At 36.8% G+C, this 26471-nt stretch carries 27 protein-coding genes and 2 other annotated features; of the genes, 23 read left to right on the forward strand and 4 right to left on the reverse strand.

Going from position 1 to position 26471, the window contains the following annotated elements; genetic code table 11:
• Nucleotides 1-7: 7 nt before the first annotated feature.
• From IGJ02_RS01350 to lepB (IGJ02_RS01375), 6 genes are all read left to right on the forward strand, one after another.
• A complete protein-coding gene (locus IGJ02_RS01350; RefSeq protein ID WP_430602947.1) occupies nucleotides 8-364 on the forward strand; it encodes a hypothetical protein in 357 nt (118 codons plus the stop codon).
• A 5-nt stretch (nucleotides 365-369) separates the two neighbouring features.
• The gene (locus IGJ02_RS01355) at nucleotides 370-1176 is read left to right on the forward strand and encodes a WxL domain-containing protein (RefSeq protein WP_010761849.1); all 807 of its coding nucleotides are present in this window, start codon (nucleotides 370-372) and stop codon (nucleotides 1174-1176) included.
• A gap of 32 nt (nucleotides 1177-1208) precedes the next feature.
• The gene (locus IGJ02_RS01360) at nucleotides 1209-2024 is read left to right on the forward strand and encodes a WxL domain-containing protein (protein WP_010761848.1); all 816 of its coding nucleotides are present in this window, start codon (nucleotides 1209-1211) and stop codon (nucleotides 2022-2024) included.
• A 91-nt stretch (nucleotides 2025-2115) separates the two neighbouring features.
• Nucleotides 2116-3210 (forward strand): DUF916 and DUF3324 domain-containing protein, encoded by a 1095-nt coding sequence (locus tag IGJ02_RS01365; protein WP_010761847.1) that lies wholly within the window; start codon nucleotides 2116-2118, stop codon nucleotides 3208-3210.
• A 33-nt stretch (nucleotides 3211-3243) separates the two neighbouring features.
• Nucleotides 3244-3909, forward strand: a complete 666-nt coding sequence (locus IGJ02_RS01370; RefSeq protein ID WP_010761846.1) for a hypothetical protein — start codon at nucleotides 3244-3246, stop codon at nucleotides 3907-3909.
• Nucleotides 3910-3973: 64 nt separating this feature from the next.
• Entirely contained in the window at nucleotides 3974-4750 is a 777-nt protein-coding gene (lepB, locus tag IGJ02_RS01375; protein ID WP_430602949.1) for a signal peptidase I, read from the forward strand.
• Nucleotides 4751-4976: 226 nt separating this feature from the next.
• Here lepB (IGJ02_RS01375) and IGJ02_RS01380 read toward each other — a convergent pair whose 3' ends face one another.
• Nucleotides 4977-5423, reverse strand: a complete 447-nt coding sequence (locus IGJ02_RS01380; RefSeq protein ID WP_430602951.1) for a YueI family protein — start codon at nucleotides 5421-5423, stop codon at nucleotides 4977-4979.
• 372 nt (nucleotides 5424-5795) lie between these two features.
• Here IGJ02_RS01380 and IGJ02_RS01385 point away from each other — a divergent pair, with 372 nt between their 5' ends.
• The 4 genes from IGJ02_RS01385 to IGJ02_RS01400 all read left to right on the forward strand — a co-directional run bounded on the left by IGJ02_RS01385 (nucleotide 5796) and on the right by IGJ02_RS01400 (nucleotide 9499).
• Nucleotides 5796-6743, forward strand: coding sequence for an ABC transporter permease (locus IGJ02_RS01385; protein WP_010761843.1), 948 nt, complete (start codon nucleotides 5796-5798; stop codon nucleotides 6741-6743).
• Nucleotides 6740-7708, forward strand: a complete 969-nt coding sequence (locus IGJ02_RS01390) for an iron chelate uptake ABC transporter family permease subunit (protein ID WP_010761842.1) — start codon at nucleotides 6740-6742, stop codon at nucleotides 7706-7708. Before IGJ02_RS01385 ends, IGJ02_RS01390 begins: the two co-directional genes overlap by 4 nt.
• Nucleotides 7705-8463: an ABC transporter ATP-binding protein gene (locus tag IGJ02_RS01395; protein ID WP_430602953.1), complete on the forward strand. Its 759-nt coding sequence runs from the start codon at nucleotides 7705-7707 to the stop codon at nucleotides 8461-8463. Before IGJ02_RS01390 ends, IGJ02_RS01395 begins: the two co-directional genes overlap by 4 nt.
• A 70-nt stretch (nucleotides 8464-8533) precedes the next feature.
• The gene (locus IGJ02_RS01400) at nucleotides 8534-9499 is read left to right on the forward strand and encodes a siderophore ABC transporter substrate-binding protein (protein ID WP_010761840.1); all 966 of its coding nucleotides are present in this window, start codon (nucleotides 8534-8536) and stop codon (nucleotides 9497-9499) included.
• 68 nt (nucleotides 9500-9567) lie between these two features.
• Here IGJ02_RS01400 and IGJ02_RS01405 read toward each other — a convergent pair whose 3' ends face one another.
• The gene (locus tag IGJ02_RS01405) at nucleotides 9568-10830 is read right to left on the reverse strand and encodes a MucBP domain-containing protein (protein WP_430602954.1); all 1263 of its coding nucleotides are present in this window, start codon (nucleotides 10828-10830) and stop codon (nucleotides 9568-9570) included.
• Nucleotides 10831-11103: 273 nt separating this feature from the next.
• Nucleotides 11104-11339 (forward strand) — a binding site (T-box leader).
• Between the two features lie 183 nt (nucleotides 11340-11522).
• On the opposite strand from IGJ02_RS01405, the gene IGJ02_RS01410 reads away from it, so the two are divergent.
• From IGJ02_RS01410 to IGJ02_RS01460, 11 genes are all read left to right on the forward strand, one after another.
• On the forward strand, nucleotides 11523-13169 hold the full coding sequence (locus tag IGJ02_RS01410) for a peptide ABC transporter substrate-binding protein (protein ID WP_430602956.1): 1647 nt from the start codon (nucleotides 11523-11525) through the stop codon (nucleotides 13167-13169).
• Nucleotides 13170-13212: 43 nt separating this feature from the next.
• The gene (gene pepT / locus IGJ02_RS01415; RefSeq protein WP_430602957.1) at nucleotides 13213-14448 is read left to right on the forward strand and encodes a peptidase T; all 1236 of its coding nucleotides are present in this window, start codon (nucleotides 13213-13215) and stop codon (nucleotides 14446-14448) included.
• A 70-nt stretch (nucleotides 14449-14518) separates the two neighbouring features.
• Nucleotides 14519-14746, forward strand: a binding site (T-box leader).
• Between the two features lie 962 nt (nucleotides 14747-15708).
• Nucleotides 15709-17073: an anthranilate synthase component I gene (gene trpE, locus IGJ02_RS01420; protein ID WP_430602958.1), complete on the forward strand. Its 1365-nt coding sequence runs from the start codon at nucleotides 15709-15711 to the stop codon at nucleotides 17071-17073.
• Entirely contained in the window at nucleotides 17070-17645 is a 576-nt protein-coding gene (locus IGJ02_RS01425; RefSeq protein ID WP_430602959.1) for an anthranilate synthase component II, read from the forward strand. The genes trpE and IGJ02_RS01425 overlap by 4 nt, the downstream gene beginning before the upstream one ends.
• A 1-nt stretch (nucleotide 17646) precedes the next feature.
• Nucleotides 17647-18660 carry an anthranilate phosphoribosyltransferase gene (gene trpD, locus IGJ02_RS01430; RefSeq protein WP_010761834.1) on the forward strand — a complete coding sequence of 338 codons (1014 nt, stop codon included), beginning with the start codon at nucleotides 17647-17649 and terminating at the stop codon, nucleotides 18658-18660.
• A complete protein-coding gene (trpC, locus tag IGJ02_RS01435; protein WP_430602960.1) occupies nucleotides 18661-19419 on the forward strand; it encodes an indole-3-glycerol phosphate synthase TrpC in 759 nt (252 codons plus the stop codon).
• A complete protein-coding gene (locus IGJ02_RS01440) occupies nucleotides 19416-20021 on the forward strand; it encodes a phosphoribosylanthranilate isomerase (RefSeq protein WP_430602962.1) in 606 nt (201 codons plus the stop codon). The genes trpC and IGJ02_RS01440 overlap by 4 nt, the downstream gene beginning before the upstream one ends.
• Nucleotides 20014-21207 carry a tryptophan synthase subunit beta gene (gene trpB / locus IGJ02_RS01445; RefSeq protein WP_430602963.1) on the forward strand — a complete coding sequence of 398 codons (1194 nt, stop codon included), beginning with the start codon at nucleotides 20014-20016 and terminating at the stop codon, nucleotides 21205-21207. Before IGJ02_RS01440 ends, trpB begins: the two co-directional genes overlap by 8 nt.
• Nucleotides 21204-21971: a tryptophan synthase subunit alpha gene (gene trpA, locus IGJ02_RS01450; protein WP_010761830.1), complete on the forward strand. Its 768-nt coding sequence runs from the start codon at nucleotides 21204-21206 to the stop codon at nucleotides 21969-21971. The genes trpB and trpA overlap by 4 nt, the downstream gene beginning before the upstream one ends.
• Nucleotides 21972-22045: 74 nt before the next feature.
• Nucleotides 22046-22615: a GNAT family N-acetyltransferase gene (locus IGJ02_RS01455; RefSeq protein ID WP_430602965.1), complete on the forward strand. Its 570-nt coding sequence runs from the start codon at nucleotides 22046-22048 to the stop codon at nucleotides 22613-22615.
• Nucleotides 22616-22647: 32 nt separating this feature from the next.
• On the forward strand, nucleotides 22648-23265 hold the full coding sequence (locus tag IGJ02_RS01460) for a DUF1054 domain-containing protein (protein WP_430602966.1): 618 nt from the start codon (nucleotides 22648-22650) through the stop codon (nucleotides 23263-23265).
• A 66-nt stretch (nucleotides 23266-23331) separates the two neighbouring features.
• On the opposite strand, the gene IGJ02_RS01465 is transcribed toward IGJ02_RS01460, so the two are convergent.
• Both IGJ02_RS01465 and lepB (IGJ02_RS01470) read right to left on the reverse strand, forming a co-directional pair.
• Entirely contained in the window at nucleotides 23332-23775 is a 444-nt protein-coding gene (locus IGJ02_RS01465) for a hypothetical protein (RefSeq protein WP_430602967.1), read from the reverse strand.
• Nucleotides 23776-23931: 156 nt separating this feature from the next.
• Nucleotides 23932-24477 carry a signal peptidase I gene (gene lepB, locus IGJ02_RS01470; protein ID WP_430602969.1) on the reverse strand — a complete coding sequence of 182 codons (546 nt, stop codon included), beginning with the start codon at nucleotides 24475-24477 and terminating at the stop codon, nucleotides 23932-23934.
• A gap of 192 nt (nucleotides 24478-24669) precedes the next feature.
• Between lepB (IGJ02_RS01470) and IGJ02_RS01475 the strand changes: the two genes are divergently transcribed.
• Both IGJ02_RS01475 and IGJ02_RS01480 read left to right on the forward strand, forming a co-directional pair.
• Entirely contained in the window at nucleotides 24670-25755 is a 1086-nt protein-coding gene (locus IGJ02_RS01475) for an ABC transporter permease (protein WP_430602970.1), read from the forward strand.
• Nucleotides 25756-25772: 17 nt separating this feature from the next.
• Nucleotides 25773-26447, forward strand: coding sequence for an ABC transporter ATP-binding protein (locus IGJ02_RS01480; RefSeq protein WP_430602971.1), 675 nt, complete (start codon nucleotides 25773-25775; stop codon nucleotides 26445-26447).
• Nucleotides 26448-26471: the final 24 nt, after the last annotated feature.

Consider the following 26471-nt stretch of genomic DNA (forward strand, 5'->3'; position numbering starts at 1 on the left):
AAAAACAGTGAAAAAAAAATTATATATGACAATTCTAATTTCTTTCTTATTGGTTGTGTTTGGGAAATGCCATACGATAATAGTCTTTGCTGATGAAAATCAAATAGGGGGACAAGTTGGCACAAATGGTGTAGTTAGTTTCTATGAAGAAAAAGGAGCAGAACCGGAACTAGAGGAAGCAAGTTCCGAATCAGAAAAACCAGAAAAACCAGAAAAACCAGAAAAACCAGAAAAACCTAAAGGAAGATTGCCTTCAACTGGTGAATTTGTAAAAGGTTCACTGGGTGTATGTGGGATTGCGGTACTATTTTTCTGTAGTTACCTTTTGCTCAAACAAAAACGAAAAAATGGGAATGGTGGCTAGATATTATGGGAAAAAAATTTGTATTATCAATAGTCTGTGTTGTTGCATTTTTGATAGCTCAAGCACAATCCCATTTTGCCGAAGAACATGAAATAACTTCTAAAGGAACTATTAAGATGAAGGGGCAATTACCTAAAGATCCAGTAGACCCAGAGCATCCTGAAAAACCGGTAGATCCTGGACCAGGACCTTCAACTGATGGATTATTACGCTTTGATTTTGCTCCGAAATTGAAATTTGGACACAATAAAATTACCAAGACAGATCGTAAATTTTACGCCAATGCTCAATTGTTCCATGATGGGACAGAAGCTAGAGGGAATTATATTCAGGTGACAGATTCTCGTCCCGGAATTAAAGGTTGGGAACTGCAAGTTCGCCAAGAACAACAATTTACAACCCTAGAAGGAGCTAAAAGCACAGAGAAAGAATTAAAAGGTGCATCACTATCTTTTGATAATATATGGGTCAATTCTGTTACTAGTTCTTTGGATACAGCACCAGAGATATCCAAAGATACTATTATGGTAGACAAACAAGCAACTACATTCCCGCTTGCAACTGCTCAATCAGGGCAGGGGAAAGGACAATGGGTCATTATTTTTGGCGCCTCTCAAAGTAATCCTCGAAATCAAAAAGTTACATTGGAGCCGAAGGTTGATGAATTTGGCACACCAGTATTGGATTCAGAATTTGAAAACCAGCAAGTTTATGATAACCATTCAATTTTTTTAACCGTACCAAATGAAACAAATATTCAAGCGGTACAATATCAAACGGAGTTGACTTGGGTATTAGCCGAGTTGCCTTAATAAATAACACACAAAAAATAGGAGGAACAAAAATGAAAGTAAAAACACTATGTAAAGCAGCATTATTATCAGTAATAGCTATTGGGGTAGCGGTACCAACTGCTACCAATGCAGCAGAACACACAACAACAGGAAAGGGGAAAATTAACTATACACAGGATACTGGCGATAATAAAGATATTGACCCAGAAAATCCCAAAGACAGTGTAGATCCTAAAAATCCTGATGATGTTACTGACAACGATACGTTTGGTGCAATTACAATTGATCGTGTAACAACGTTAAATTTCCCACCACAAAAAATTGGTGTTTATACAGAACCTCAAGTTTATTCGGCTAATGCGGTCTCTATGACTAATTCAGCTGGTGTAGATGTAACTCGTGGTAACTATGTTGCTTGGACAGATAAGCGTGGAGGAAACGATCACAAATATCAAATTAAAGCAAAAATGACGAAGCAATTTACATTAGCAGGAAGCGATACTGATACGTTAAAAGGTGCAACGATTGATTATCGTTATGGATTATTGAATTCTGACATGGTTACTACAAGTTGGCCGGCTACAACAGCTGTTCTTGACTTCCAATTAGCTGAAGGGGCTGCTGAATCAGCATTAGTGTTTGATAACAATGATTCAACTGGCGTAGAAGGATTAGGAACTTATACAGCTGAATTTGGTCAATCTGATTTAGATATGAAAAATGAAAAAGGTGAAGCTGCCAAAGGTTCAATTAAAGATGGTGTGAAACTTACTGTACCAGCTGGAATCAATATTAGTGAAGGCGACTATGAAGCTGAAATTACTTGGTCTATTGAATTTTCACCAGCAGCAACTCCTGAAGCTTAAAACATAAATTTTATTAATGAACAAAGAATTGAAATAAGACACTGATCATTTTTTCGATTAGTGTCCTTATTTCACTGGAAAGGATGTACATATGAAAAGGCAAAAAAATAAATGGTTGGTCTATCTTAGTTTTTTCTTAGTTGGGATTACAATCACTTTTTCTCAAACTGGGTATGCTAATGAAAAGAAAGATGAGAGTGGCGCAGCAGGGTTTGTTTATGAGCTACAATTTCCTGAAAATCAACAACAAGAAGTGGGATATTTTGACTTAAAAATGCAACCTGGACAACAACAAACAGTTCAAATATTAGTGAAAAATTATAGTGATGAAGATATAGCAGTTAATGTCAAGTTGAATGGTGCTAAAACGAATATGAATGGCGTATTAGAATATGGGCCGACAGCTCTAGAAAATGATGCATCATTAAAATATGATTTCACAGATTTAGTAAAAGCACCAGAAAGTATTGAAGTACCCAAAGAATCAGAGAAGATGTTAGATTTTATGATTACTATGCCAGAATCTTCTTATGACGGAGTGATTGTTGGGGGAATTCAATTACAGAAACAAGATGATGCAAATAAGCCAAAGCAAGAAGGAACAGCGATCATTAATAAGTATGCTTATGTTGTAGCAATGGTACTTCAAGAAAGTGATGTCAAAGTTCAGCCAGAGCTAGAATTAAACAAGGTAGTTGCTGGACAATCAAATTATCGTAATGCAGTGTTTATTGATGCATCCAACACTAAAGCTAATTTTCTAAATGATCTTACTTTAGAAGCTCAAATCATGCCCTTGAAGAGTGACGAAGTGTTATATGAAACGAAAAAAAAATCTATGAGAATGGCACCTAACTCTAATATCAAGTTCCCTGTAAGTATGGGAGGAGAAAAGATGGTACCTGGTAAATATCGAGCTCATGTATTGGCAACCTCAGGCAAAAAAAAATGGGAATGGACCAAAGAATTCAGTATTTCTAATGAAGAAGCAGATAAATTTAATGAGGAAGATCTTGGCTTGGTACAAGCTCGTGGTATTAATTGGAAGTTAGTTGCAATGGTTATAGCTAGTGTAATGAGTGTATTAATTGTGATTTTTATTGGTATTCGCATAGTGAATAAACGCAGAGCAAAAAAAAAGAAAGAACTTTCAATGATCAAGAAAAGAAAAAAAAGGACTGAGTGAAATTATGAATGATTAATAAGGAGAGTGAAAAAAGTGACAATATTTGATTGGATACTTATTAGTGGTATATCGTTAGCCGTATTGACATTTCTTTTGTTTCCCCTTTTTTTTCTCCTTTCTTGGCAGGCGGGCAGTAAACTAAAAAAAATGCAGAGAAGGCGTATAAAGAATAAACGCAAACGTAAAATGTTAATGCTTGAAAAACGAAAGTTGCTAAAAAAGAAAAAAAAGAGAAGAAACAATGCAATTGTTTGTTTTCTTGCCTGCATTATTTTTGGGGGTGGAGTTGGTTATTTGTATTACTATCAATCAACCAATCTAATGGCAAAAGACGCTGATTCTATTGCGCAAGGATATTATTTATTGAAAGATATGACAAATGAGTTGAACAGAGCTGGAAGTGAAGAAGGTAGTAAAGAAAAGGCTGAGAATAATTTGCGCGTATTATCTGGAAAAATCGCAAGTTACGGAGCAAAACAAGCTAGTTCAGTCAATACCGAAGAAGGACAACTTGTATTGAACCGATATTACAGGGCGATGAAAGAGTTTGGAACTAATACAGTTTCTAATTACATTTCAATTTATGGAAATCAGGAAATGGTTGATGAGTTTATAGAAGATATAAAAAATGTTCAGAAATATCAGAAAAAAGTTTTTGCATTTTACAAAGTAAATGAAGAGGCATTTAAGAAAAAATAATAGCTAAGAAAGAAGGGTGTCTTTGAAGTTACAGTCGAAAAAACGGCAAAGACATGAGCAACAAGTGAAAAATGATGAACGGAAGAATCGAAAAAGAAAAAAGCAATGTAGACAAGTTGTAATTAAAAAGAAAGTGAAAGAAAAAAGTAAAAATGTACAGGAAAAAGCAAAAAAGAAAAAGGCTCCGGAGGTTGCGCTTACACATAAACCTCGCAAAAAGAAAAAGGCTGTTAAGAAGAAAATAAAAGCAGTAAAAAAGAGTAGTAAACAGGCCTACTGGGAAAAAGTAAAGATGTTACTACTTGAAATGATGTTGGCAATTATTAGCACAGCAACAATACTTCTCTTTTTTTTCAATTTTTTTTATGCAATACTTAAAGTTGAAGGATATGCAATGATTCCGACGATACACGGAGGAGATTGGGTGTTTGTGGATAAGAAAAAGAAAATTCGTTCATTTGACTTAATTTATTTTGAAATGCCAAACTCAAAAGAGAAATACATTAGACGCGTGATTGCAATGCCGGGTGAAACAGTTGTTTATAGGGATGATACCTTAATAATTAATGGTGAAATAAAAGATGAAACGTTTATTGGTGAGCAAATAGCTGAATCTAAAGAATTGAAAACAACATTTACAGAAGACTTTACTGCGACTACGTTAACGGGACATGGGGAAATTCCCAAGGAGAAATTTTTGGTATTAGGTGATAATCGTTCATATGCAACGGACAGCCGATATTTTGGTTTAGTCGATAAAAAGGACATAATTGGGGTAGTAACAACCAGAATTTGGCCTATGTATAAAATTGAAAATCTAGATTATCGCATGATTAATTGAATGGAAAAGAAAGTGAAATAAAAGCGTTTAGCTACGGGAAATGGGGAAATGTTTTTTCATCGTTTATTTGGATATAAAGAAGCTTAGATACAACTCTTAGGGGTAAATCTAAACTTCTTTTTTATTTTTAGTATCGTTTTATAAAGAAAAGATATTTGCTCCTGGATTGTAGTACTTATAAGACAAATACCTTTAAAACCTTAATCTAGCAAGAAACTGAAGTTGTTCAATGAAACAATCTATGCCAGAACTTTCTCTTAGGTTGCTCTGTTTGATTTACTGAAGTTTGCTTAGGATACTTAAGCTCAACATCGATCATTTCTTCATTTACCGCCTCTTTTGCCGTTAACACTAGCCCTAAAGCATCTGGTGTATTCTCAACAAAATCATTGACTACTGTAAATTTTACTTTTTGCTCATTGATCAGCTTGATATAAGACGATTGCAAATCAATAGCCATTGCCCCGTTTAAAAGGACCGTAGCATCAGGGTGTTTTGTGAGTTCGTTTAAGAAATTACGTTTATCCTCAGTATTTTTCATCTGTGTTATTGTCATCGTCAGATAGCATCTTTCGCGGAATGTTCCCATATATTTCCGCTGTTCTTCGGGTTTCAGTAGCGGGGTGCCATACATTGCATTATCTAAATGTTTCTGTAAGTCATCTTGTGCCATTAATTATCTAACCTGCTTCCATATAGTCTTACTTCAAATTATAGCATACAACAAACAGGAAACACCTAAAAGACCTGAATTCCCTTGCTGATTGAGAATGAATAAAAGCTAAAAAGGTATTGCTTTTCTTACTAATTTCGCATAGACTAATAAGTAAGAATGAAAATCATTCTCAATTAGAAAAGCTGAACAAGTTCGTTCAGTTCTGACAGAAAAATAGGAAAGCGTGATTGTGCCGCTTTTTGGCATGAGCAAGTTTTATCTTTTTTCCGAAGAACTAGCTTGTAAGGCTAGACAATTAGAAAAGCTGAACAAGTTCGTTCAGTTCTTGAGAAGTTATCATTCTAGCAAGTAGAAAAACGGAGCAAGTATATGAAAAAAATAGGCCTATTTGTTCTCTTACTCCTTTTGATTGTATCATCGATTTTTGTCGGGGTGAAAGATATTTCTCTGACACAATTATTTCAATGGGATTCACAGCAACAATTAGTATTGTTAACAACACGATTACCACGAACGATTAGTTTGGTAATCGCTGGAAGTACGATCAGTATTTCTGGTTTGATCATGCAACATCTAACACAGAATAAATTTGTTTCGCCAAGTACAGCAGGTACGATGGATAGCGCACGTTTAGGAATTTTAGTCGTGATGATTCTTTTTCCCAGTGCGCCGTTATTATTCCGGTCTTTTATCGCATTCTTGTTTGCTTTTGGCGGTACATTGATTTTTATCTATTTAACACGGTTTTTACCTGCAAAAAATCAAGTCATGATTCCGCTGATTGGTGTGATGTTTGGAAATATCATTGGTTCGGTGGCAACATTTTTTGCGTATCAATTTCAATTAGTTCAGAATATGTCTTCATGGCTGCAGGGAAACTTCTCTACAGTGATGAAGGGAAATTATGAATTACTTTATCTGACGATTCCTTTATTGATCATCACCTATCTTTTTGCGTATCGCTTTACAGTTGTCGGTATGGGGGAAGATATGGCAACCAATCTGGGATTAAATTATCAGCGTATCCAATTATTTGGGTTAGGGATTGTGGCTTTATCTAGTGCGGTTGTTTTGATTATGGTGGGAAATATTCCATTTTTAGGCGTGATCGTTCCTAATCTGGTGTCGATGCGTTATGGCGATCATATGAAAAATACGCTGGCAATCACAGCAGTTGGTGGAAGTATCTTTTTATTAGCTTGTGATGTTTTAGCTCGTGTCGTGATTGCACCATATGAAGTGCCTGTCAGCGTTGTTGTCGGTGTGCTTGGCAGCTTTATCTTTATCGCATTATTGATGAGGAGGAAAACAGCATGAAAAAATTCTTCCAGTCATCCGCGATAAAAATCACTTTACTGTTGGTTGCCGTGATTGTAGTTTGCGCTTTGTATTTATCCTATAAAACTTATGGAAACTGGGCCTTTGCTTTAGAGCTTAGAGGGAAAAAATTACTTGCTTTTGTGTTCGTCGGGATCGCTGCAACATTTTCAACAATCAGTTTTCAGACGATGACACAGAACCACTTTTTAACGCCAAATATTTTGGGTCTGGATTCATTATATGTTTTTATTCAAACCTTGCTGTTTTTCTTTTTAGGTGGGCAGCAACTTTTAGGCAATGAAACGATCGCTACATTTCTTTTGAATGTCTTATTAATGGTAAGTGCGAGTATCATGTTGTCTCGCTTCTTGTTGAAAAAAGGCGGTAATGATCTGTTTCTACTATTGATGATCGGGATTATCTTAGGAACATTTTTCAATAGTATCAGCACATTCTTGCAGGTCGTGATGGATCCGAATGAATATGATTTACTGCAAGGTAAGCTATTTGCTAGTTTTGGGAATGTGAATAGTCAGCATCTATTGATTGCTGGAATTTTGATTACGTTATTAGTAGGATTTTTATGGCTTAAAAGTCATGCATTAGATGTTTTGCATTTAGGAAATGAGCAAGCAACTAGTTTAGGGATCAATGTTCCGAGATTTCAGTTTGTCTTATTGACTGTGATTAGTGGATTGATCGGACTTTCGACTGCTTTGGTGGGCCCTGTGACCTTTCTTGGCTTTATTGTGGCAAATATGAGCTATCAACTGATGGGTACCTATCGACATCGTGAGTTATTTTTAGGCGGTAGTTTATTGTCCATCCTTTTGTTAGTATTTGGACAGTTTCTTGTAGAGCAAGTGTTTCAGTTGAATACGACGTTAAGTATTGTAATCGAATTTGGCGGCGGTGTTTATTTTGTCGGAAAGATTATAAGTGAAAGGAAGCAGCGCAGATGATCGAAATCAAAAATGTTTCAAAAAGATATGGTGAAAAGATTGTTGTTTCAGAGGTTCAATTGCCCATTACGGAGCAAAAATTGACAGCTTTTATTGGTCCAAACGGAGCAGGTAAAAGTACGCTGCTTTCGATGATGAGCCGCTTGATTCCAAAAGACACTGGTGAGATTTATTTAGACCACAACGAAGTAAAAACGTGGAAACAAAGTGAACTGTCTAAAAAGTTATCGATTTTAAAACAAACGAATGGCATCAATCTGAAAATTACGGTTAGAGAGTTAGTTAATTTCGGCCGCTTCCCCTATAGTAAAGGTCGCTTAAAAAAAGAAGATCATGAAAAAGTTGAAGAAGCAATGGCAAATCTTGGATTGCTGGAATTGGCAGATGAACTGATCGATACATTGTCAGGTGGACAATTACAACGAGTTTATATTGCGATGGTTTTGGCGCAGGATACGGATTATATTTTACTAGATGAGCCATTGAATAATTTAGATATGAATTTTGCAGTTCAAATGATGCAGACATTACGGCGTTTGGTGGATGAATTTGGTAAAACGGTCATTATTGTACTGCATGACATCAATTTTGCGGCGAGCTATGCAGATGAAATCGTAGCAATGAAAGACGGTCGGCTGTTTACACATGGTAGTACAGATGACATTATTCAATCTGAGGTATTGAATAAACTTTATGATATGAACATCCGAATTTGTGAAATTGAAGGAAAAAGATTTTGTATGTATTTTAATTAGAAAAGTGGAACAAACACATTCAAATGTAATAGAAGAATTTTAAACTATTAATTAAACTGGGGGAAATAAAATGAAAAAGAAATTCTTAGCAATTGCAACTGTTTCTATGATCGCACTACTTACATTAGGTGCATGTGGTAACAATGGGAAAAAAGCGACAGACGGTTCAGCTTCTAAAGAATCAAGTTCAGATGCAGCAACAACGATCACAGTAAAAGATTCAAACGGCTCGGTAGAAGTGCCTAAAAACCCTAAAAAAGTCGTTGTTTTTGATAATGGATCCCTAGATACAATTGATGCGTTAGGTATGGGGGATGTCGTTGTTGGTGCGCCAACGAAAAACCTACCTAAATATTTAGAAAGCTACAAAAAAGTAGAATCAGCAGGTGGTATCAAAGAACCTGATTTGGAAAAAATCAACCAAATGAAACCAGATATGATCATTATCTCTGGTCGCCAACAAGATTTCCAAGACAAATTAAGCAAAATCGCTCCAACGATTTACCTATCAGTAGATGCTAAGGATACATGGAACTCTACCAAGAAAAATATTGAAACACTAGCTGAAATCTTCGATAAAAAAGACGAAGCGAAGACGAAAATTGCCGATTTAGAAAAAGAAATTGCTGATGTTAAAGAAAAAGCACAAGCAAGTGATGAAAAAGCGTTAGTTGTTCTAGTCAATGAAGGACAACTTTCAGCTTATGGTACGGGTTCTCGCTTCGGTATCGTTCATGATACTTTTGGCTTTAAACAAGCAGATGATGCAATCGAAGCATCAACGCATGGCCAAAGTGTTTCTTATGAATATGTTTTAGAAAAAAATCCAGATATCTTATTCGTTGTTGACCGTACGAAAGCAATCGGTGGCGACGATACGAATGATAATGTAGAAAATAATGAGTTAGTAAAACAAACAAATGCTGGGAAAAATGGTAAAGTTATTTCTTTACAACCTGATGTTTGGTACCTAAGTGGTGGTGGATTAGAGTCTACGCACTTGATGATTGAAGATGTGGCAAAATCACTGAAATAATTTTTACTAAACAATAAAAAACGGGACATATGTCAACTAATGACGTATGTCCTGTTTTCTATTATATTTTATAAGCTAAATTGATCTTCTCTTTTTTTCTTAGTGAAATAGACACCTGCAATGATTGTTAGTCCGATAGAAGCGACTAAAGAACTAGTTTCAGCCTCGCCAGTTTCAGGTAATTTTTTATGATCTTTTTTAGATTGCTTATTGTTAAGAAGTTCTGTTTTGACAGGAACTTGCTCTAATAGGTTAGGAATTGTTGCTGTTTGGATACTTGGTGTTGGGGCAGCGGGAGTCGCTGGTACTTCAACAATTTTTCTATAAGTAGCAACGAAGTGTTGATCTTCTAAACCATATGATCCACTAAATGTTGTAGAAGGATTAGAATAGGTTGCTTGAGAAATACCTAAATATTCATAACCAGGTACTTCAGGCGCTGTAATAGTGAAAGTATCCTTAAACTTACCAACTTGGGAAACGACTTCACCTAAAGGTTCGCCGTTTTCATCAACACAAATGACACTAACAGTTGTTTGTATGCGATCATAGCGATAAATGACTGTCTGTTCAGTTTCTGTAAACGAACCGTTATTGTTAAGAGGTGTATTTACTAGCGTATAACCAGGAATGTTTTGGGCTACAGTTGTGTAGTTTTCACCAATAAAACCATTTAAAACAGTTAGCGCTTCTGTTAATTCATTGCCTAAATCGTCAAGGTGAAGTACAAAGACATTTCCTCCCACGATGCCAGCTAGTTGTCTAACAGTGACAGAAATATTATGAATACCTGTATTAGAGTTTGGGAATGTCAGCTGTAAACCTAATTGACCTGTTTCATCAACAATAGGAATTGCCAATCCATCTGAGGTAGATACAAATTCATATCGTCCAGCTTCTAAAGGTAGACCAATATTTTTAGTTGTACCAACTTCACCCGCAATAGGGATAACTTGAGTTGTACCTGTTGTTTGATCAATAAGGCTGATCATTACAGTTACAGTTGTAGCAGCTTTGTCTTCTTTAGGCTGTTCTTTTTCTTTTGTTTCTTTTTCAGCTTCAGGTTTAGCCTCTTCTTTTGAAGGGTCTTTTTCTGGTTTGCTTTCAGGCTTAGTTTCCTCTACAGGTGTTTCAGGTTTAGCCTCTGTTTCTGGTTGTTTTTCAGGTTCAACTTCTTTTTCAGCTTCAGGCTGTTCTTTTTCTGGAACGACCTCTTGTTGCTCTGAAGGAACTGACGGAGCTTCTTCAGCGAATGCATATTGTGCATTCAATAATGTTGGCGCTAGTAAAGTAACCAACGCTAAACTAGCAAATCTTTTGTTTTTTTTCATTTTACCTTCTCCTCCTAAATAGTACCAAATTATTTTGATACAATTAAAGTATATCATTAAGAAGACAGAGCGTTTTATCAAAAAAAGAATTTATTTTATAAGAAATAGAGAACAAAGTAATAGATTATAATTCGGATGTATTTTTATTCTTACATTAAGGGGTATCAGAGAAGAGGGTTTATAAGTCATTATGTTCGATTAAAATGAAAAAAACTCTGTTGACTCTCGCTAAAAATTTATGCTACAATCCATATAATACATTATCTATTAAAATTAAATGTGAAGATAAGGAAAGTATTTTTCAGATAACTCAAAGAGAGTCTCGACTGGTGGAAAGAGACAGTGAACATGGAAAAGAAAATGGCCTTTGAACAAATTGATCGAACAAGTTAAGGTCAATTCAGGTGCGCCTGTTATAGCGCCTCAGTATGTTTGTACTGAAAGAGTGGACTTATTATATAAGTCAATTGAAGGTGGTACCGCGAAAGTTTAAAACTCTCGTCCTTTTATAGGATGAGAGTTTTTTGTTGTGAATCACTACGATTGGCTATGTCAGAGTAGATGATGAACAATACTTGGCGACCAAAGGGAGAGAAGTTACATCTATGTTCATTTATGATCAGCTTTCCTGACATCTACACAAACAAGGTAGGAGTAGTTTAATGTATAAAGATATTGAAGGGGGAAATAAAATGAAGAAAAAATTATTAGTCGTAAGTGCAGTACTAACGGGATTAATTCTAACCGCATGCGGGGGCAACGACAAAAAAGAAACAACTAAAAGCGAAGACGGGACAATCGCAGCAAGTCAAAAAATTAAAATCAGCTCACCAGCACCGATCTCAACTTTAGATACAACACAAACAATGGACAAAAATACTTTCACGATCGTTCAACATCTTTTTGAAGGGCTATATCGTTTTGATGATGATAGTACACCGATTCCTGGTTTAGCAGAAAAAGTAGATATCAGTGAAGATGGTTTAACGTATAAATTTATACTGAAAGAGGATATAAAATGGAGCAATGGCGAACCAATCACAGCGCAAGATTTCCTATATTCATGGAAAAAACTTGTAACACCAGCAACGATTGGCCCAAATGCTTACCTGTTAGACAATGTAAAAAACAGTAAAGCAATTCGTAATGGTGAGAAATCTGTTGACGAGATTGGTCTTTCAGCGCCAAGCGATAAAGAATTTGACGTCGTATTAGAACAGGCGCAACCCTCATTTTTAGCAGTTGTTTCAATTGGATGGTTAGCTCCGCAAAATCAAGCTTATGTTGAGAAACAAGGAAAAGAGTACGCAGCAGACAGCGATCATTTGATTTACAGTGGACCATTTATCTTAACAGATTGGGATGCATCATCTGATACATGGACACTAAAGAAAAATCCTGAATACTATGATGCTGATAAAGTAAAATTAGAAGAAGTTAAAGTGAATACAATCAAAGAAGAAAACACAGGAATTAATTTATACCAATCAAATGAATTAGATTTAACTCGAATCAGTGGTCAATATGTGCAACAATATAGCGACGATGTCGGTTATGTAACGCATTCAGATGTAGCAAATAATTATTTAGATTTCAATAAAAAAGAAGGCACAGCGCTTGCGAATACGCACTTACGAAAAGCGCTTGCTCAAGCTATCGATAAAGATGCATTAACGAAAAGTGTGCTGAATGATGGCTCAAAACCGTTAAATGGTTTGATTCCGAGCGACTTATACAAAAATCCTGAAACTTCTGAAGACTTTAGAAAATTTAGCGGTGACCATTTGGTTCATGACGTGAAAAAAGCGCAAGTTGAGTGGGAAAAAGCCAAAGCGGATTTAGGGGATAATATTAAGTTGTCACTATTGGTTTCTGATGATGATAATGGGAAGAAAATATCTGAATATATCCAAAGTCAATTACAAGAAAACTTAAAAGGCTTAGAAATCACGATCAATGCGCAGCCAAAAAATAATCTATTGCAAACACGTAAAGATAAAAACTATGAACTTTCATTATCTGGCTGGATCGCGGGTAGCAGTGATTTAGATTCTTATTTTAACTTATATGCTGGAGAGTCTGCGTATAATTATGGTTCATACAAAAACGCTGACTATGATAAGTTGGTTACGGACGCCCGTACAGTCAATGCAAACACACCAGACAAGCAATTTGATGATTATAAAAAAGCGGAAGATATTTTATTAGATCAAGGTGCCGCGCAAGTGCCACTGTATCAAAGTGCGTCTAACTATTTGATCAATCCGAAAATTAAAGGGATCAGTTATCACTTATATGGTGACTATTTCAATCTGAGAACAGCTTATCTAGAGGAGTAGAAAACACAATATAAGCTAAAATTTGAAATGAAAGAGGGATACGATGACTGGATTATTAGAACGATTTATCCGATATGTCAAAGTGAATACTCGCTCTGATGCAGCGAGTCAAACAGTTCCAACGACACCAGGGCAAGTGGACTTTGCAAGAATCATTGAAAAAGAATTAGTTGAAATTGGACTTTCTGACATTCATTACAATGAAAAAAATGGTTTTTTAACGGCTGTTTTACCTGCAACAACAAACAAGAATGTACCAACGATCGGGTTTATTGCTCATTTGGATACAGCAGATTACAATGCTGAGAATATTCAACCCAACATTTTTTCAAACTATGACGGTCAAGATGTTGTACTGAATGAAAAACTGGGAATCATCATGGAGATTGAAGAGTTTCCAAATCTAAAAGATTACATCGGTCAAACCTTGATCACAACAGATGGAACAACTCTTTTAGGAGCGGATGATAAAGCTGGAATTGTAGAAATTTTAGATGCAGTTGAGTATTTATTGGCACACCCTGAAATTCCTCATGGGAAAGTATTACTTGCGTTTGGTCCTGACGAAGAAATCGGACGTGGGGCAGACCGTTTTGATGCAGCTAATTTTCCAGCAGCCTTTGCTTATACGATAGATAGCGGAAGAGTGGGCTGTTTTGAATATGAAACGTTTAATGCGGCACAAGCTGTGATCACGATCGAAGGTACCAGTGTCCATCCTGGTGCGGCTTATGGCACAATGGTCAACGCAATCAAATTGGGTGAGAATATAGATGCCCAATTACCGAAAGCAGAAGTTCCTGAAAAAACGCGTGGGCATGAAGGTTTTTATTTGTTGACGAAATTTATTGGTAGTTTGGATCATGCTGAGTTGACGTATATTATTCGAGATCATGACAAAGAACTGTTCCAAAAGAGAAAAGAACAACTTGCAGAGATCGTTAGCGAATTAAACAGCTCATTTGACAAAGAACGAATCACGATCGATTTTCTAGATCAATACTACAACATGAAAGAAATCATCGAAAAAGATATGACACCTGTAGAACTTGCAGTTAAAGCAATGGAAAATCTGGGCATCAAACCGGATATCCACCCTTTTCGTGGTGGAACGGATGGCTCAAAAATCTCTTTTATGGGTATTCCAACTCCTAATTTATTTACAGGTGGCGAAAATTTTCATGGGCAATATGAGTTTATCACGTTAGAGTCAATGGAATTAGCAGCAAAAACAATTGTAGAAATCATTAAAGAAAATACTGATCCGTCAAAAACTTGAGGAAAAAGTTGCTGTTTATATAAAAAAACAGTTGACAAGATTAGAAAACTCTAATATGATTGTTCTCAATAGCAAAGCTTTGAGAAAGAGGAGTAGCAACACTGGAACTTTTCAGAGAGCTGATGGGACTGTGAATCAGTAAGGGATGGGTTGTGAATGGACTTTCGAGCGAAATGTTGAATGTTAGTAGGCATTTTCGGGAACTCCCGTTATAGAGTAAGGTCGTTGATAGACGACTGATAAGAGGAAAGAATTTCTTTCGAACTTGAGGTGGCACCGTGAATTTTTCGCCCTCAAACCACAGATTTTGTGTGGTTTGAGGGCTTATTTTATTGTTTATCACTACATAGCGATTCAATCTCATTAATTTCTAAGAGTTAAAGCTCTAAGAAGTAAAGGAGTACGATTGGCTTTGCCAATGCAGATGATCAACAGTACAAGGTGTGCAAAGGGAGAGAAGCAACCTTACTAGGCTATGATCTAATCTAGTTAATAGTGGACACAAGCCAAAGGTTACTTAAAAAGAAATACACTTTTCATTGAGGTGGTACCGTGGATACTATTATTCGCCCTCACAAAACAGATAGAAGTCTGTTTTGTGAGGGCTTTTTGCTGTGAATCACTACGACTGGCTTTGACAGAGTAGATGATGAACAGTACTTGGCGAGCAAAGCGAGAGAAGTTACCGTACTAGAGAATCACCACACTACATTTCAATCACATCAATACCTAAGAACAGGAGCACTAAGAATTGAAGGGTTACGCCAGAGTAGATGATGAACAGTACTTGGCGAGCAAAGCGAGAGAAGTTACCGTACTAGAGAATCACCACACTACGTTTCAATCACATCAATACCTAAGAGCAGAAGCACTAAGAATTGAAGGGTTACGCCAGAGTAGATGATGAACAGTACAAGGCGTGTAAGCGAGAGAAGTTACCGTACTAGAGAATCACCACACTACGTTTCAATCACATCAATACCTAAGAGCAGGAGCACTAAGAATTGAAGGGTTACGCCAGAGTAGATGATGAACAGTACAAGGCGTGTAAGCGAGAGAAGTTACCGTACTAGAGAATCACCACACTACGTTTCAATCACATCAATACCTAAGAGCAGGAGCACTAAGAATTGAATGGTTACGCTAGAGTAGATGATGAACAGTACAAGGCGTGTAAGCGAGAGAAGTTACCGTACTAGAGAATCACTACAAAGCGATCTATCAAACTATAAAATAAAAAATGAGAAAAGAGGACATAACATGCAATTAATCAAAGAAATCCAAGCAGATTATCTAACTGCGATATCCGCATTTTTAAGAATTAAAGGAACAAACAAATGCCTTTTAGAAAGCATTCCTAGAGACAAAAGCAAAGGGCGCTATTCGATCATTGCATGGGATGCCGTTTCTGAAATCACTTGTTTTGGTCAAAAGTTAACAATTAATGGACAAACGAGCACGGTAAAAGATCCATTAAAAGAAATCGAAAAACATGTATTGAAGAAAGAAAAAGTCGTAAAAGAACTTCCTTTTCAAGGTGGAGCAATCGGTTATGTTGGCTATGATGTGATTGCGTGTTATGAAGATTTAGGGGCGTTGCCATTTGATGAATTAAATGTTCCAGATAGCCACTTTTATCTATTCGATTCTTATTTGATTTTTGATCATGTCGGTGAAACAATCTTTTTGGTCGAAGCAGATACTTACTCTAAACGAAGTGAAGATGCATTAAACGAAGCAATCAAGCAAAAAATAATCGAACTGAAAATGCCAAATGAAGAAGAGCATAAAGAAATCCATTTAAAAAAATTGAATTATCAAAGCAATTTTACCAAGAAAAGCTTTGAACAAGTAGTCACTAAAGTAAAAGATTATATCAAGCAAGGCGATCTATTCCAAATGGTTCCCTCGCAACGCTTAACAGCTGATTTTGAAGAAGAACCTTTCGATTATTACCGCAGATTACGTGTTACCAATCCATCAACATACCTGTATTTTCTCGACTTTGGTGAAACGTACGTGATTGGATCATCTCCAGAAAGTCTAGTCAGTGTCAAAAACCATCTTGTAACAACGAATCCAATTGCGGGAACGCGCAAAAGAGGACAAACGCCGGAACAAGATTTGGCTTTAGAACAAGAGCTACTCACCGATGAAAAAGAACGTGCGGAGCATTTAATGTTGATTGATTTAGGGCGAAACGATGTTGGGAAAGTGAGTGAAATAGGAACTGTTAACGTCCCTGTTTATATGATCGTTGAAAAGTATCGCTTTGTAATGCATTTAGTCTCAGTCGTAACAGGAAAATTAAAAAAAGGATTGACCGCGATGGATGCATTAAAGGCGACGTTGCCTGCTGGAACAGTCAGCGGTGCGCCAAAAATCCGAGCGATGCAGCGTATTTACGAAATCGAACCCGTCAAACGAAACATCTACGCAGGAGCAGTGGGTTACTTATCTAAAAATAATCAAGCTGATTTTGCTATTGCGATAAGAACGATGGTCATCCACAGAAATAAAGCTTATGTGCAAGCAGGAGCGGGTATCGTTTATGATTCTGATCCTACGAAAGAATATGAAGAAACGTTGCAAAAAGCCAAAGCACTTTTGGAGGTGGGAAAATGATTTTACTGATCGATAATTATGATTCATTTACACACAATCTTGCTCAATTGATTGGGACAGATCACGATGTAGTAATCATTCGAAACGATTCAACGAATATTTTTCGATTGGCAGAACAAGCAAACGCAATTGTAATTTCACCAGGACCTGGAACGCCAGCAGAAACAGGCTATGTAAAAGAAATTATACAGCAATTTTATCAACGGAAACCATTATTAGGTATTTGTTTAGGGCATCAAACAATCGGTGAGGTATTTGGCGCTAAGGTAATAACAGCCAAAGAAATTCGTCACGGTAAACAATCCGTTATTAACACAGATAAAACCAGCCAACTTTTTAAAGGAACCTTCGATGAATATTTAGTGATGCGCTATCACTCATTAGTCATTGATCAAAAAACACTACCAAAAGAATTCATAGTTACAGCAACTGCGGCAGAGGATCAGGAAATCATGGCGATCGAACATCAAACATATCCTGTTTTTGGACTACAATTTCATCCGGAATCCATCGGAACGTCAATGGGGGCAGTGATTATTAAAAATTTTATCCAACTAATGGAGGAACGATGATATGAAAGATCTATTTGAGAAAGTTTTTAGAAATGAACATTTGACGCGTATAGAAGCGCAGCAAGTAGCGGAAAAAATCTTTGAAGGTCAACTAACTGATAGTCAAATTGCAGCTTTTTTAACAGCGTTAAAATGTAATGGAGAAACAGCTGAAGAAATGGCTGGAATTGCTGAAACGATCCAGAGAAAAGCGGTGACTATCGATTGTCAAAAAGAAAATGTCATGGATAATTGTGGAACTGGTGGTGATCAATCTGGCAGTTTCAATATTAGTACAACCGCTGCCTTTGTTTTAGCGGCAGGGGGCGTATCTGTGGCTAAACACGGCAATCGTAGTATTTCCAGTAAATCAGGCAGTGCAGATATTTTTGAATGCTTAGGCGTAGATCTTGCCCTTTCACCAGATAAATTAAGTACTGTATTGAATGAAGTCGGATTGGTCTTTCTTTTTGCGCCTCATATGCATCCGAAAATGAAATATGTCATGAAAGTTCGCAAAGAACTAGGAACACCAACCATCTTAAATTTGATTGGTCCACTAACGAATCCTGTACTTTTAAATTCACAATTAATGGGAACTTATCGGCGAGACTTATTAGAAGAAACAGCAAAAACATTAGGAGAATTGGGACGTACACGGGCGGTAGTGGCCAATGGTTCAGGCGGTTTGGATGAAGCAACGTTAGCTGGAACAACACATTTTGCTTTGCTAGAAGAGGGGATGATCACTATGCATACGATCGAACCAGAAGAGTTTGGTTTTACTCGTCTTCCTATAGAAGCGATTCGCGGTGGTAATGCTGAGCAGAACACTAAGATACTGTTGGCTATTTTGAAAAATCAAGCAAGTCCTTATTTAGACACTGTTTTATTGAATGCTGGCTTAGGTTTTTTCAGCAATGGAAAAGTATCAACTGTTCAAGAAGGAATTTTATTGGCAAAAGATTGCGTGGCCAGCGGTGCTGCATTTGATAAACTTCAACAGCTGATCCAAGTGCAAAAGGAGGTTGCTTAAATGGATTTTTTAGAAAAAATTATCAATGAAAAGAAACAAGAAGTGAAAGCAATGTCATTAGAAACAATTAGACCACTACGAAAAACATACTCGTTTTATCAGCAAGTCAAAGATCATCCCGAAAAAATGCATATCATTGGGGAAGTCAAACGAGCGTCCCCTTCAAAAGGCGCAATTAATTTATCTGTCAACGTGATTGAACAGGCAAAAGCGTATGAACAAGCGGGCGTTACAGCAATTTCTGTATTAACAGATGAAGTGTTCTTCAAAGGATCGATCGAGGATTTAAGACAAGTAACCTCACAAGTGACGATTCCTGTTTTATGCAAAGATTTTATTATTGATGAAAAACAACTGATTCGGGCGAGAAATGCTGGAGCGACGATTATTTTATTGATTGTATCGGCTTTGTCCAAACAAAAATTGGCAGAACTGTATAAAAAGGCAACGATATTAGGGCTAGAAGTTTTAGTAGAAGTCCATGATGAAGAGGAACTAAGAATTGCTGAAGCATTATCAGCACAATTAATTGGCATAAATAACCGAAATTTGAAAACTTTTGAGGTTTCGATTGGAGTGAGTCAAATGTTGGGGAAAAATCAAAAAACAGATGCTATTTATATTAGTGAATCCGGTTTTTCAACGAGTGAACAAATTACTCTGGTAAAAGAAAACTATCAAGCTATTTTAGTGGGAGAAGGATTGATGCGAGAAAATGATCCGAAAGCCAAGGTCAAAGAATTACAGGTCTTGCGATGAAAGTGAAAATTTGCGGCTTGAAAACCAAAGAACAGGTAGACGTGGCAGTAGCTTATGGCGCAGATTATCTTGGCTTTGTCTTTGCCAAAAGTAAACGACAGATCAGCCCTGAAAAAGCCAAAGAAATTACGAAAAATGTACCAAAAGAAGTAAAAAAAGTGGGTGTCTTTGTTTCACCGACCCAATCGGACGTAGAAGAAATCATTCAACGAGCTGGACTTGATATGGTGCAAATTCATGGGGCATCAACGACAGAAAACTTTTCAGTACCGCTGATCCGAGCGATACCAGTTGACGGAATGGAGCAAGAAAAACGCATGGAAGAAACCGCCGCAGAATTTCTACTTTTCGATGCACCGCCCAAACAATTTGTCGGCGGCAACGGTGAAGTTTTCGATTGGCAGCAATTAGATACTAGTGCTATCAAAACTAAAAAAATCATTATTGCAGGTGGTCTAACTCCAGAAAATGTGCAGCAAGCCAAAAAAAGATTCGATCCATATGCAGTTGATGTATCCAGTGGAGTTGAAACAAACGGGGTCAAAGACTCAACAAAAATCATTGCTTTTTTAAAAAAAGCCAAGGAGGAAGATCATGTATAATCAACCAAATCAAGGGTTTTATGGAGATTTTGGGGGACAATTTGTTCCAGAAACATTGATGTATGCCGTCAAAGAATTAGAGGAAGTTTATGAAGCATCAAAAGAAGATGAAGCATTTCAAGCTGAATTGAATTACTACTTAAAACAATATGTTGGACGGGAAAATCCGTTGTATTTTGCCGAACGTTTAACAGATTTTGCTGGTGGAGCTAAAATTTATCTTAAAAGAGAAGACTTGAATCACACGGGTGCCCACAAAATCAACAATACGATCGGACAAATTTTATTGGCGAAAAAAATGGGTAAGAAAAAAGTTGTTGCAGAAACAGGGGCAGGACAACATGGTGTAGCAACTGCTACAGTTGCTGCTTTGTTTGGGATGGAATGCACGATTTTTATGGGAGCGGTCGATGTGGCTCGTCAATCATTGAATGTGTTTCGGATGGAATTATTAGGCGCCAAAGTTGAAAGTGTGACGTCAGGCAGTCAAACCTTAAAAGATGCGGTAAACGAAGCATTACGTTTTTGGGTGGCTAATGTTGAAGATACCCATTACGTGATGGGGTCTGTGTTAGGTCCTCATCCATTTCCAGAAATCGTCCGAGATTATCAAAGTATTATCGGAATTGAAGCAAGACGCCAATTTTTAGAAGTAGAAAACAAATTACCTGATGCAGTCGTTGCTTGTGTTGGTGGTGGCAGTAATGCGATGGGGATTTTCTATCCGTTTATCAATGATGATGTCGCGCTGATTGGTGTTGAAGCAGCGGGATTAGGATTAGATACAACATCACATGCAGCATCGATCACCAAAGGGAAAACAGGTGTATTACATGGGACGATGATGAAGTTATTACAAGATGATGATGGGCAAATTTTAGAAGCCTTTTCGATTTCAGCTGGTTTGGATTATCCTGGACTTGGACCGGAGCATTGTCATTTAAGCGAAACGCAACGAGCAAGTTATGAATCAGTAACCGATCAAGAAGCGTTAGAGGCTTTTAAAATTTTATGCCAAACAGAAGGAATAATTCCAGCTCTAGAAAGTTCTCACGCTGTTAGTCATGCGCTAAAAGTCGCAAAAGAACTTGGACCAGATAAACAAATCATCGTTTGCCTTTCAGGACGTGGGGATAAAGATGTACAGCAAATCAAAGGATTGTTTGAACAGGAGGGAAACGGATGAAAACACTAACGAGGCAATTGAAAGCAAAACAACAAGCAAATGAAACGATTTTTGTTCCATATATCATGGCAGGTGCGCAAGGTCTAGATCAGTTAGCCGATGAAATCCAACTACTAACAGAAGCTGGAGCTAGTGCTATCGAATTAGGGATTCCATTTTCAGATCCAGTTGCAGATGGTCCAATAATTCAAGCGGCTGGCCTAAGAGCCTTAGAAAATAACGTAACATTGCAGAAAATAATCCAGCAGTTAAAAAAAATCGAAACTAAAACGTCTTTAGTAATCATGACCTATTTCAATCCGATTTTTACCTATGGTTTAGAAACATTTATTCACGATTTAGCTGAAACGGATGTAAAAGGAGTAATCATCCCTGATTTACCACATGAGCATCAAGAATTAGTAGCACCATTACTAAAAGACAGTGATATTTCGTTGATACCACTGATTGCTTTAACCACACCTAAAGATCGAATTCCAACTTTAGTAGAATCAGGAGAAGGATTTATTTATGCGGTGGCAGTCAACGGTGTAACAGGCACAGGACGAAATTATCAAGAAACATTAGATGAACATTTAGCATATATTCAAAAAGTCAGTGATAAACCAGTTTTAGCAGGATTTGGCGTATCATCTAAAGAACATGTGGAACGTTTTAGGAAAAGTTGTGCGGGCGTGATCGTAGGTAGCAAGATCGTTCAGCTGCTTAGTGAAGGAAAACGTGCAGAAGTTAGTACGTTTATCAAAGAAGCAGTCAGTAAATAATTTTATATTTTATATTTTTCCTCTTGCCTATAAGCATTTCTTTCTGTAAAGTAGTATGAAAAGTAGGTGGAATTATGGAGATTGTCATCAATCGCAATTTAATTTTTGCAGAAAATCAATATTTGGAAACGGAACGCTTAAAGTTACGTCCAGTGACATTAAGTGACGCTAATGATATGCACGAATATGCATCCGATGAAGAAACGGTCACCTATGTTTTCCCAATTCATCAGTCTATTAAAGACACTAAAGAAAGTATTGCAAACTACTTCATAGCAGCACCACTTGGCAAATATGGCATCGAGTTAAAAGCGACTGGAAAATTTATTGGAACGATCGATTTGCGTGTGGTAGATCAGCATAATATTGCAGAAATTGGTTATTCTTTAAACAAGGTATTTTGGGGACATGGCTATATGCCAGAAGCGGCACACAAACTACTTTGTTTAGGCTTTGAAGAGCTAAAATTGATGCGTATTTTTGCAACGCATGATATCGATAATCCCAAATCTGGTCGTGTGATGGAAAAAATAGGTATGAAAGTAGAAGGCAATATCCCGAATGCCCGGATGTGGAAAGGGAAAGTCGTTACAGATATTATTCGCGGTATCACGCTCGAAGAATGGCAAAAATTGCATAACTAACCTACAGAACAGCTCAGAGGAGAAATGACTACATGTTGATGTTTACTGAAAAAGATTTTGATGTTTTTACAATAGATGGATTAGACCCAAGGATGGCTGGTATTCGTTCCACGATCCAACCAAAATTTCAAGAATTAGATGATTATTTTGCTGAAAGATTGGGCGAAAGACTTGAAACAGAATTTTTTGTTCACATTGCCCAACACCGTCGCAGAACAGTTTATCCACCAGAAAATACATGGTCTGCATTAAGTCAGAAAAAACGCGGCTATAAAATGGAAGCTCATTTCCAATTAGGTATTTGGCCAGACTATCTTTTCATGTGGTTATCACTAATTGATAATCCTAAAAATGAAAAAGAAATTGCGCAAGCTTTTTTAGACAATCAAGCGTTATTTGAGCAATTAGATGATGATTTTTATTTGTCGATCGATCATACACAACCCGAAATTGAACGATTGAATGAAGCGGATTTGGAGAAGCATCTTACTCGTTTTCGTGATGTGAAAAAAGGAGAGTTTCAAATTGGACGAATCATTAGAAAGACGGATGATTTGTTGAATGATCCAGAAAAAGCCTGTGAATATATGTTGAAGACATATGAAGAATTAATTCCATTGTATCAGCTAGCGATTGGGTTACAGGAGTAAGGCTAGAGCAGAACAAAGGTCACTATGTAGACTATTGTTCTGCTTTTTTTGCAAGGCTTCAAGTTTCTAAAGCCAAACTAGACTATTGAGTTCACTAGCAGTAAGGGAATACTGTTCAAAGCAATCTAAAATAAATTGTTTTGGATCATCGATATCGATGCCTTCTCGAACCAAAATGTCAATTCCGGCAGGTGTTAAAAAAGAGCGGTCGAATTTGATAACTAAAATCGTCTCCGTAATAGTCAAGATGGACCATTTGCTACTTAAAATAGCTAAGAGCCCTTTCCCACGCCAAACAAAGTGATTTTGTTTATATGTATCTATTCCGATAATCTTTTTTTGTTGCCCTCTATTATTGTTATAAGTAACAATATCCAAAAATTTGAGGGGAGAATTTTCGGATTTTTCATATTGTATAGTAGGATCACTACGCTTTTTCGATAGCCAAAGAGGAAAGTTAGTCCCTCGTATTATCCAGCGGCCCTCTAATCGTTCAGGGAAGTTTTCCATTTTTTACAATCCTTTCTATAGTTGATTTACTCTCGGAAATTAGTAAGTATTTTTCATTATTCATACACAAAAAAAGCTATATAATGCATCTTTTACATTATACAGCCTTTAATAAAATGACTCCAAAAGTCAGCTTGTGATACGTGGATAATAAGTTTATTGCACGCCAATCTTATTCAACGGATAATATCGGAAATAAACGATCCCCACAATATCCTCTTCATCTACAAAACCAAAATAACGACTATCATCCGCTTTTCGACGGTTATCTCCTAACACAAAATATTTTCCATCTGGGACAACTGTGGCAGGACCTGCCGCACTATTTTCCAAAGTAAAATCGGTAGTCAAAGGCATTCCATCTGTCAAAGCTTTTTTAAATTCAGCCAAATAAGGTTCGTCATATTTTTTGTCATTAATATATAATTGATCGTTTTCCATCCTAAGTGTATCACCAGGCATTCCAACAATCCGCTTAACGATTCGTTTCCCATCTCGTGGGCTAGGAAATGTTGCTATGTCAAATCGTTTTGGACTAACTAAAGACGACTGCCACAAGCGATCCGATTCATGGTAAGTTGGCTCCATTGAAATGCCAACAACTTCTACAGGTGTTAAAACAAACATCCTTAAAAAAAGTGCAAACATCAAAATCATTGCGAACTGTAGTACTGTAAAAAGGGTACTGTATTTCTTTTTCATAAATAAACTCCTTTTTAATTATTATTTCTTACTAGTATACCAGAATAAATAGAGTAAATAATAAGAAAATCCGATGATTTTATGGATTATTTAAGGTTCAATAGAATTTCTAAAGCAGATATTTTGTTGTCATTCCTAAATTTTGCTATACTTTTTATAGAACTTATCGATTGATAAGGAGGAGGAAGGACTATGTTTTTAGCTTGGAATGAAATAACCCGCTCAAAGTTACGCTATGCATTGATCATTAGTGTGATGTTTTTGATTTCTTATTTAGTTTTCTTTTTAACAGGCTTAGCGTATGGTTTGGCTGAAGATAATCGAACAGCTGTGGATAAATGGCAGGCAGACGGCATCGTGTTGTCGGATGAATCCAATACCAATATCAATATGTCAATGATTCAGCTAAAGTCAATGGATGAAGTCGAAGCAAAAGAAAAAGCGACATTAGGACAAACTGCGGCAGTGATTCAATTAGATAAAAAGAATGCTGAAAAAATCAATGCTAGTTTTTTCGGTATCAATAAAGATGAATTTTTAATGCCGAATATTATTGAAGGGAAACCATTCACGAATGATAACGAAACGGTTGTGGATAACAGTTTGAAAAAAGAAAATGGCATCAAACTTGGAGATACAATCAAACTAGCTGGTAATGATAAAAAGCTTAAAGTCGTCGGATTTACGGATAATGCTAAGTTTAATGTTGCACCTGTATTATACGTAACCACAAACGCTTTTCAGCAAATTCGCTTTGAAAAATCAGATACCTCAAAAAAGGCTCGTGTGAATGCGATTGTTTTTCGTGCAAAAGAGGGAAACTTAAAAAATGTTCACTTGAAAGAGGATAGCTTGACCCGTTATAGTATCACGAAATTCATCAATGAATTACCAGGATATAACGCTCAGGTACTAACATTTGGGTTTATGATCGGATTTTTGATTGTGATTGCAGCGATAGTTATCGGAATTTTCATCTATGTCTTGACTATGCAAAAAGCAACGATTTTCGGGATCATGAAAGCGCAGGGAATTTCTGGTTTTTACATTGCGGTCTCGGTAATTGTTCAAACATTTGTCTTAGCCGTTTTAGGGATAACTTTAGGTTTGCTTGGTACTGTGGGAACATCTTTCGTCTTGCCAACGGCAGTTCCATTTCAAGCGAATTGGTTATTCTTTTTATCGATTGGCGGCATAATGTTGGTGATTGCGGTATTAGGTGCACTGTTCTCAGTTCGGACAATTATTAAAATAGATCCGCTGAAAGCAATTGGTTAGAAGGGGGCTAGTTTAAAATGAAGGCAATCGAATTTTTATCTGTGGATAAACAGTTTTTAGATGGAGACACCACAATCGAGGCATTGAAATCCACCGATTTTTCTGTGGAAAAAGGGCAATTTGTCGCAGTGATTGGTCCAAGTGGTTCGGGGAAAAGTACGTTTTTAACATTAGCTGGTGGCTTGCAAACACCAACGAATGGCGAGGTTAAGATAAATAATGAAGCATTTAGCGAAGAAAATGAGAAAACACGTTCTAAAATCCGTTTCTCTGAAATTGGTTTTATTTTACAAGCATCGAACTTAGTTCCGTTTCTAACAGTGGAAAAGCAACTACGTTTGGTGGATAAAGTAAAAAAAGAAAAGACCGATGTGGATAAAGTCAATAAGTTATTAACAGAGCTAGGAATTGAAAAGTTGAAGAAAAAATATCCTGATGAAATTTCTGGTGGTGAACGTCAACGAGTAGCAATTGCTCGGGCCTTGTATAATGATCCGTCTATTATCTTAGCGGACGAACCTACAGCAAGCTTAGATTCAGATCGGGCTTTTGAAGTTGTAAAAATATTAGCGAGAGAAACAAAGGAAAAAAATAAAGCAACGATCATGGTCACTCACGATCAACGCTTGATTGAGCATTGCGATGAAGTATATGTGATGAAAGATGGCGTGTTGCAAAAACAAAAAAATTAGAAAAAGCAAATGAGATAACATGTT

The organism is Enterococcus sp. DIV0724b, assembly GCF_050531475.1.
Taxonomy (GTDB): Bacteria; Bacillota; Bacilli; order Lactobacillales; family Enterococcaceae; genus Enterococcus_L; species Enterococcus_L haemoperoxidus.